The following is a 7,995-nucleotide window of genomic DNA, read 5'->3' on the forward strand; positions in this document are numbered from 1 at the left end:
GTGCGGGCCTCTGCAGTCGGCGGACGGTCGCCCGGGACGAGCCCGGGCGGCCGTCACACCAGCCCGAAGGCGGTGATGCCTGAGGTCACTTGAGGGTGACGGTGGCGCCGGCGCCCTCCAGGGCAGCCTTCGCCTTCTCGGCGGCGTCCTTGTCGGCGCCCTCGAGAACCGGCTTCGGCGCGCCGTCGACCAGGTCCTTGGCCTCCTTGAGACCGAGGGACGTGAGCGCGCGCACCTCCTTGATGACCTGGATCTTCTTGTCGCCGGCAGCCTCGAGGATGACGTCGAACTCGGTCTTCTCCTCCACGGCCTCAGCGGCAGCGGCGGCCGGGCCGGCAACGGCAGCGGCGACCGGAGCGGCGGCGGTGACGTCGAACTTCTCCTCGAAGGCCTTCACGAAGTCGGAGAGCTCGATGAGCGTGAGCTCCTCGAAGGCGGACAGGAGCTCGTCGGTGGAGAGCTTCGCCATGATGGCGTTCCTTTCAGTTGGCGCTTCGCGGGCCGGTGCCGGCCCGCGAGAAGCAGGGGGGTGTGAACTGGCGCTGCCACCTGATCAGGCGGCAGCACCCTCCGATTCCTGCTTCTGACGCAGGGCATCGATGGCACGGGCGACCTGGGCGGGCTTGGCGGTGAAGGCGTAAGCAGCACGCGTCAGCGTGGCCTTCAGACCGCCGGCCACCTTGGCCAGCAGAACCTCGCGGGACTCGAGGTCCGCGAGCTTCGTGATCTCCGCGCTGGACATCGGGCGGCCGTCGAGCACGCCGCCCTTGATGACCAGTGCGGGGTTCGCCTTGGCGAAGTCACGCAGACCCTTCGCAGCCTCGACCGGGTCCCCGGTCACGAATGCGATGGCGGACGGGCCCTTCAGGTCGGCGTCGAGACCCTCGACACCGGCCTCCTTGGCCGCGATCCCCGTCAGCGTGTTCTTCACCACGGCGTAGGTTGCGTTGCCGCTGAGCGACCGACGCAGCTCCTTGAGCTGCGCGACGGTGAGCCCGCGGTACTCGGTCAGCACGGCTGCGCTCGAGTCGCGGAACTTGTCCGCGAGCTCTGCGACAGCGGCTGCCTTGTCCGGCCTCGCCATGGCAATCCTTCCGGTGGTGGTACCACCGTCCCCTGGGGCGTGAGCCCCGGGCGTTGCCCCGGAACGAGAAAAAGAGCCCCGGCGCAGGTGCACGGGGCTCGGTTCGCGCGGCAGGACCGCACTCGAGTTCGTCACCTGCGCAGGCCCCCGCTCTCAGCGGGACTTCGGTCTTCTTCCGCCCGGTGCTCTTACGAGCGGGCAGCGTCGGACGACCGGCGGTCTTGGGTTACCCGAGAACTATACATGGCTTCGCGCGTGGGGCCGCACGCGGCCAGCGGTGGGCTGCGCCACACGGCGGACGACGCCGTCCGCGCGCCGTCTGCGGACGGCCGAGCGCCGCCCGCCGGCTGTCACCGGCCCAGGCCCTCCAAGGACGCGAAGCACACCAGCGGCACCGGCTCGGGCTCGTCCGCGAGCGCCGCGGCGAGCGCGGCCTCCGGGTCGTCCGTGGCGCGCAGCTGGGCGTGGAACCGGGGCATCACGCGCGCGGCGACGGCGTCCGACAGCGGGGCGACGGCGGCGACGACCGCGCGGGCGCCGAGCCGCAGGAGCACGGAGGACAGGCCGAGCACCTCGCCGCCGACCACCTGGGACGAGCCGCCGACCTCGCAGGCCGAGAGGACGAGCACGGATCCGGGGAGCCGGGTGCCGTCGAGCTCGTGGGCGAACAGCGGCCCGTCGGCGAGGTCGACGAAGGCGAAGAGCGGGTTGTCGGCGTCGTGCCTGCCGTGCGTGGCCAGGTGCACGATGTCGTGGGTGGCGAGCACGGCCCGCACCGCCGCCGTCGTGGCGGCGGCGCCGGTGAGCACCGTGGCCCCCGGCCATACCGCGCCGACGGCCCGCACCTCGCTCGCGCCGAGGGTGACGCCGGGACCGTACGCGGCGAGGAGCCGGTGCCTGCTCCCCGGGCGCGGGTGCGCGCGGCCGCGCGCCATGTAGGACCGGACGGTCGTGCGGCGGCCGCGCCGCGACGGGAGCGCCGTCCAGGGCACGCTGAGCAGGGGCTCCCTGCCGACGACGTACAGCGAGCCGTCCGCCTGCATCGGCACCGCGAGGAGCCGGTCGAGCGCGTCGAGGTTGCGCCGCAGGGAGCGGTGGGCGGCGTCGCGCAGGGCCGGCGGTACGTGCTCGTTGGCGCAGGCCCCGAAGTCCGCGCGGACGCGCAGCGCCCGTTCGGTGACCTCGGCGAGGGGTCCGAGGTCGACGGTGCGCGCGCCGTGCGCGTCGACCCGGACGCAGCGCAGCATCCCGTCGAGCACCAGGTAGTTGGCGACGACGGCGCCGTCGTCGCGGGCGGCGAGCAGCTCGCGAACCTCGGCGGTGGTGGCCGGGCGGTCCTCGGCCACGTCGTGCTCGGCGCCGGTGCGGTGCCAGGCGCGTTCGCGCGCCGTCGCCAGCAGCCGGCGCGACCGCTCGAAGAGGTGGGCACGTTCCGTGGCGCTGTCCCGGTCGGTGAGGGTGCGGGCACGGACGACGAGCCCGCGGGCCTCGGTGACGAGCGCGCCCACCGCGGGCTCGTCCGGCGCGACGGTCCCGCCCATCCCGGCGAACGTGGTCCGGCCGCGTTCGAGCGCCTCGAAGAGCCAGTCCGGCCGGCCGGTCCGCACCGCGGCCTCGACGTCGGTCCGCTGCAGGTCCACGCCGTGCGCCGCGGCGGCGGTGACGGACTCGACCGAGCCGAGCCCCACGCGATGGTCCGCGAGCAGCTCCAGTCCCGTGCGCACCGCCTCGATGCCGGCCGCCCGGTCGCCCGACGCGAAGGCAAGCTGCGCGAGCACGGTCTGCCGCTGGATCCGCGTGGACAGCGGGGCGTCGGCCATGCCGGCGGGGAGGTTGTCGAGGACGGTGCGCGCGGCGGCGATGTCGTCGGCCAGGAGGTACCAGTGCGCGGCGACGAACCGCGCGGTCAGGCCGGGGCGCTGGCCGAGCAGGGGGTCCACCTCGTCGCCCGCCTCGGCGGCCTGGATGGCCTGCTCGGCACGACGCCGGGCATCGTCGGGAACGGGGGCCTCGCCGCGCCGGACCGGCAGGAGGATCGCCTCCAGCTCGGCGACGCGTGCGACGGCGGCGCGTTGCGGGTGGCCGACACCGGCGTAGTAGCGCCGGGCGAAGGCGGCCGCTGCCTGAGCCTCGTCCCACCGGTGCAGTGCCATGAGGCAGCGCGCGCGGAAGTACTCGGCCTCGGCACGGTGGTGCGCGCGGCCCGGCACCACCATCCGGGAGATGGCCTGGGTGAGGACCTGCTCGGCGTCCTCGAGCAGCCCGGCCTCGTAGAGGACGGCGCCGCGGCCGATGTCGAGCACGCCGTCGGAGCGCTCCGGGTCCACGGCGCGCGCGGCGGCCATGGCCTGCAGCGCGCCCGGCAGGTCGCCGAGCGCGTACCGCACGAAGCCCGTGTTGTGCAGCGCGAGGGAGGCGATCCCGGGCAGGTCGGCCAGCCCCGCGGCCTCGTGGCAGGCGTCGAAGTCGGCGAGCGCCGCGTCCAGCCGGCCGAGCTCGATGGCGGCCGCACCCCGGTTGAGCAGCGCCGTGGCGTAGTCGCGAGCGGTGAGCTGGTCCGCGACCGCGAGCACCCGGTCGAAGGCCGCGACGGCGTCGGTGAGCCGGCCGGAGCGCTGCAGCAGCAGGCCACGGTTCCCGTCGACGACGGCGGCGAGCCGCCTGCGGACCCGCGGCGGAGCGGCATCGGCGCGGGCGTCGGCGTCGCCGAGGAGGGCGAGCGGCTTGTCCAGCGTGTCCTCGACGGCGTGGACCGCGACGGCCTCCCCCGCCAGGGAACGGACCATGCCCTCGGCCCAGCGCTCACGGTCCGTGGGGTCGAGCTCGCCGAGGTCCACGACCCGGAGCCGGTCGAGCACGTCCCGGAACCGCAGCAGGGCGTCGCCGGGCCGCGACCGGGAGCTGAGCTCCCGCGCGGCCATCAGCTCCGCCTCCAGTTCCGGCCACATACCTGCCCCCTCGCCTCACCGGGCCCCACGGGGGCGCCGGGCGGGCCACGATAGCGGGGCACACCGTCTTATGTCACCGACTCATCCAAAAGCCCAGGTCAGCGCCTCGGTATGCATCACGGCCCGAAACACTCCTGACTTGAGTCCTCCACAAGAAACCAACTCTCACGAGGCCGCGATATTTCGGATAGCTGCACTCCGCAACGGAAGTGCCATGGCAACGAACATGGCCGAGCCGAAGACAGCGAGTCCGACCGTCGCCGAGGTCGCTCCTACCAAGAGCCCGAACCCAACCGTGCCCAACGGGATGAGGCACTCGTCACCCACCTGTGTCAGCGCCATCATGCGCCCCATGAACTCACCCTTGAGCTGTGCGATGAATACCGCGCCAAGCATTGCGGACGCGGCGCCGGCGCAGAGACCCATGATCACTGCACCGGCGTACAGGGTTTCGACTCCGCCCACGCCGAGCAGAACGATCGCAAGGCCTTCGATCGCGAAGAGTGTGTAGGCGAGCCGTGCTGGAAACCGGGACTTGAACCGGACCGAGAGCAGCGCTCCGAGCGTCGCACCGACACCGACCGCAACGCCGACGTAGCCCACGACCTCCGCGCCCAGGCCGAGCTCCTTGGTCCGCAGGGCGATGCCGAGTCCGAGCGGTGGCACGATGAACACGTTGAGCAACATCTGTGACAGAACGAGCGTCCTGGTCACAGGGGCACCCCTCAGGTGCTTGAAGCCTTCTAGAACGTCTCCAAGTATCGATCCCGACTCGGCGGGCTTCTCGGTCGGATACCGGAGCCTCAAGCCGAAGATGACGACCAACAAGACGCCCCCGAAGGCCACTGCGTTCAGAGTCGCGGTGCCCTGGATGGACCAGTACGCGACAACCACTCCGCCAGCCGCCGAGCCGAACAGCTCCCCGAGACGCCCTACCGTCTGGTACACGCCTACATAGGCGGGCAGATCAGAAGGGTGGATGATCTGACGCGCGATCGTCGATGCGGCGGGTTCGTACATCGCGTCGCACGCACCGAGGAATGCCGCGGCAGCGATCAGCAACGGGTAAGACGGCTCAGTTGCCGTTGCGGCCACACCCACGGCTACCAGCGCAGCCAGATGGCCTACGTTCGACCAGATCAGTACCTGGCGGACGTCGAAGCGGTCGGCGAAGGCACCGCCGAACAGGACCAACAGGGCACGTGGCACCGTTCCCGCGGCCACGACGACACCTGCTGCCGCCGGGCTCCCAACTTGCACAGCCGTCCATGCAAGGCCGATGCCCCAGATCGTGTCCGTGAAACCAGACATCGCCCGAGTCACAATCCAGAGATGAGCGAGCCGGTCACGCTTGAACGGAGGCGAGACTCTTTCTACCTCGACCGGTTCAACGGCTTCCGTCGACACGTAAGTTCCTCCACTAAGCCAGGACGTCGCCTTGTACATCGGCCAGGCCCTTTGAGGGTCGTGGCCACCGGCCCAGTACTCCCCGTCGCCGCAACGGGACGGGGCAAGGTACGCGGACAGGTACCGAGGGCCGGACAAGCTGGATCAGAGTTCCAGCGTCATGATCTCCGCGTCCGCGCCGTCGGAGTCGTAGTAACGCGGCTCCACTCCGGAGGTCCTGAAGCCGAACGACTCATACAGCTTCCGAGCCCCCGCATTGTCGGTTCGCAGGTTGAGGCTCATCGAAGAAAGCCCTGAGGTGCGTGCGCGATCTACGAGCACGCTCATCATCTTCCGGCCGACTCCCCGGCGGCGGAACGCCTCGTCGACACCGATGGTCGCAACTTCACCGTCCGCACCCTTGACATGCAAGGCGCAGTAACCAGCGAATTGAAGTGCAGTCACCTGCTCGAGCTCCGCCACGAACATCGTGACATTCGGGTCTGCGACGATCTCGTCGAACCAGTCCCGCGGCCAGGCATCCCCACCGAAGACTTGCTCGTCGAATTCGATGACCGCTTCCAGGTCGGACGGCTCCAACACTCGAACAACGATTGCTTCGTCACTGCCCGTCAAGATCCATGTCCAATCCGGTATGTACAAGACGTCGACGCCCAACTGGCCACGGCTCACAAGCCCATGCGTCTCGGAAGGCGGCCCCGAGCGCCGACGGCCACACCTCGCATTCCGGCCGGAGCACGACGGTGCTCCGGCCGGCGAGGCACCGCCGGCAATCTGTCGGTCGGCAGCACTTGCTCCATGCGATCCGCGCGAACCAGCACCGGGCTCAGGGAGCCCCGTGGTGAGCGTGCGGGCTGTTCAGGAATGCTTTCAGACTCCGGGCTTAACCCGACGCTTGTTGTCGCGCATGACACTCTCCTCACCATCGCGTGATCTCGATAGGCTGGCAGGACATAGCCCTCAGACGCCGGGCTTAGCCCGACGCTTGCTGTCGCGCATGGCACTCCCCTCGCAATGAGTCGGCAGAAGACGGGCCGAGCTCGATCGCAAGCCGCGTCAAACGCCAGGCCTGTTTCGACGCTTGTTGTCTCGCATGGCTCTCCCTTCACGACGAACGGTCGGATATCGGACAATCGCGACCCTACCGACAAACGTTAACTCGGTCAACGAATGAGATCGCATCAGCCAACAGGTAACGTCGCGGCCATGCAGTCGCGCCCTGCGACGCCTCACCGCGGATGCACCTGATCCTCGACCGCGACGCTCTCGATGTCAGACGCACAACTCAGCGCCATCCTGTACGAGGACTCACCGTCCTCGTAGTAGTCGCCCACCGTCTCCGCGATCTCAAAACCGAACGAGCGATAGAGATCGATCGCGGCGCAGTTGTCCACACGGACATTGAGAGACATGCGACTTGCTCCCGACTCGCGCCCCAGGCGAACCATCTCTCGCATCATCAGCCGACCGATGCCATCGCGTCGGTAGGCAGGAAGAACACCCAGTGCAACGATCTCGCAGCCGCTTTCAACCCAGGCCAGGCAGCAATGTCCGACGATCTTGCCGTCATCCAGTGCCGCACCGAGGAACCTAAAGCCCGGATGAACGATGCATGCCGAGATGACTTCCACGTCCCATGCGTCCGAACCAAATATCGTCGACTCGAGCGCGGCCGCCTTGTTGGCCTCGGTGGGCAGCATTTCCCTGATACAGACTTCCAACAGATGTTCCCGTTTCGACACTCGGCCCAGCCGCAGATTCACGTCGACAGCGGGCCGCCCGGCGATAGCGTCACCGGGCGACGGCGCTCACGAACGCGACCGCCACCCGGCAACAGCTCAGGCCTGCGAACCGACGCTGACCGGCCGCGCCGTCTGCGGCTTCGCCTCAGCCACCAGCAGCTGAACAATGACTCCCGGCTTCGGCCGTCGGCCAACTCCACGATGCATCATCAAGAATTCCTCCCTACACCACTTACGCCCTATCTGGACGCCCCTACGCCGCGACTAGACCTTAGAGGTGCAGCTCCATGGTTTCCGCATCGGCATTGTCAGAGTCGTAGTAGCCCTTCACAACGCCTGTCGATCTGAAGCCCAAGGATTGATACAACCTCTTGGCGCCACTGTTATCAGGACGCAGATTGAGCCGCACCTTCGACGCACCAAGGTCCCTCGCTTCACCAAGCATACGATTCATCATCGCTCGGCCGGCGCCGATCCGGCGAAACCCCTCGTTCACTCCGATCGTGGTGACGTCGACGTCGGTCCCGTCGAAATAGAGTGCGCAGTACCCAGTAAAACTTGGATCGCCATCCACGTCTGCCTCAGCCACAAACACGCGGGTGTCCGGGTGTGCGATCGTCGCTTTCACCATTTCGAGCGACCATCGGTCGTCACCGAACACGGCCGCTTCGAGATTGCCAACATCACCGATATCGGATTCTACGGCTGGTCGAACGGTTATGACTCCTGCTATTTCTGGCACTTTCGCTAACACCACATCTCAGAACGCTTGACCATCTGTTGACATCACTACGCAGGAGATAAAAAATCAAGG

At 68.6% G+C, this 7,995-nt stretch carries 7 protein-coding genes; all 7 read right to left on the bottom strand.

The window, feature by feature from the left end:
• Positions 1-85 precede the first annotated feature (85 nt).
• The 7 genes from rplL to ACFWEJ_RS24510 all read right to left on the bottom strand — a co-directional run bounded on the left by rplL (position 86) and on the right by ACFWEJ_RS24510 (position 7,935).
• A complete protein-coding gene (gene rplL, locus ACFWEJ_RS24480; protein WP_285100977.1) occupies positions 86-469 on the bottom strand; it encodes a 50S ribosomal protein L7/L12 in 384 nt (127 codons plus the stop codon).
• Between the two features lie 84 nt (positions 470-553).
• Entirely contained in the window at positions 554-1,084 is a 531-nt protein-coding gene (gene rplJ, locus ACFWEJ_RS24485; protein WP_285100975.1) for a 50S ribosomal protein L10, read from the bottom strand.
• Positions 1,085-1,434: 350 nt separating this feature from the next.
• On the bottom strand, positions 1,435-4,032 hold the full coding sequence (locus tag ACFWEJ_RS24490; RefSeq protein WP_377231789.1) for a CHAT domain-containing protein: 2,598 nt from the start codon (positions 4,030-4,032) through the stop codon (positions 1,435-1,437).
• A gap of 165 nt (positions 4,033-4,197) precedes the next feature.
• Complete coding sequence (locus tag ACFWEJ_RS24495) at positions 4,198-5,439, bottom strand: MFS transporter (protein ID WP_377231790.1); 1,242 nt, start codon at positions 5,437-5,439, stop codon at positions 4,198-4,200.
• Between the two features lie 144 nt (positions 5,440-5,583).
• Entirely contained in the window at positions 5,584-6,054 is a 471-nt protein-coding gene (gene rimI / locus ACFWEJ_RS24500; RefSeq protein WP_377231791.1) for a ribosomal protein S18-alanine N-acetyltransferase, read from the bottom strand.
• A 614-nt stretch (positions 6,055-6,668) separates the two neighbouring features.
• Positions 6,669-7,202 carry a GNAT family N-acetyltransferase gene (locus ACFWEJ_RS24505; protein WP_377231792.1) on the bottom strand — a complete coding sequence of 178 codons (534 nt, stop codon included), beginning with the start codon at positions 7,200-7,202 and terminating at the stop codon, positions 6,669-6,671.
• 250 nt (positions 7,203-7,452) lie between these two features.
• Positions 7,453-7,935 carry a GNAT family N-acetyltransferase gene (locus ACFWEJ_RS24510; RefSeq protein ID WP_377231793.1) on the bottom strand — a complete coding sequence of 161 codons (483 nt, stop codon included), beginning with the start codon at positions 7,933-7,935 and terminating at the stop codon, positions 7,453-7,455.
• Positions 7,936-7,995 lie beyond the last annotated feature (60 nt).

Source organism: Promicromonospora sp. NPDC060204, assembly GCF_042728455.1.
In the GTDB taxonomy this organism is placed as follows: domain Bacteria; phylum Actinomycetota; class Actinomycetes; order Actinomycetales; family Cellulomonadaceae; genus Promicromonospora.

Bases quoted from the DNA above. Each gene is read 5' to 3' on its own strand.
- rplL (WP_285100977.1), bottom strand. From the start codon at position 469: ATGGCGAAGCTCTCCACCGACGAGCTCCTGTCCGCCTTCGAGGAGCTC.
- rplJ (WP_285100975.1), bottom strand. From the start codon at position 1,084: ATGGCGAGGCCGGACAAGGCAGCCGCTGTCGCAGAGCTCGCGGACAAG.
- ACFWEJ_RS24490 (WP_377231789.1), bottom strand. From the start codon at position 4,032: ATGTGGCCGGAACTGGAGGCGGAGCTGATGGCCGCGCGGGAGCTCAGC.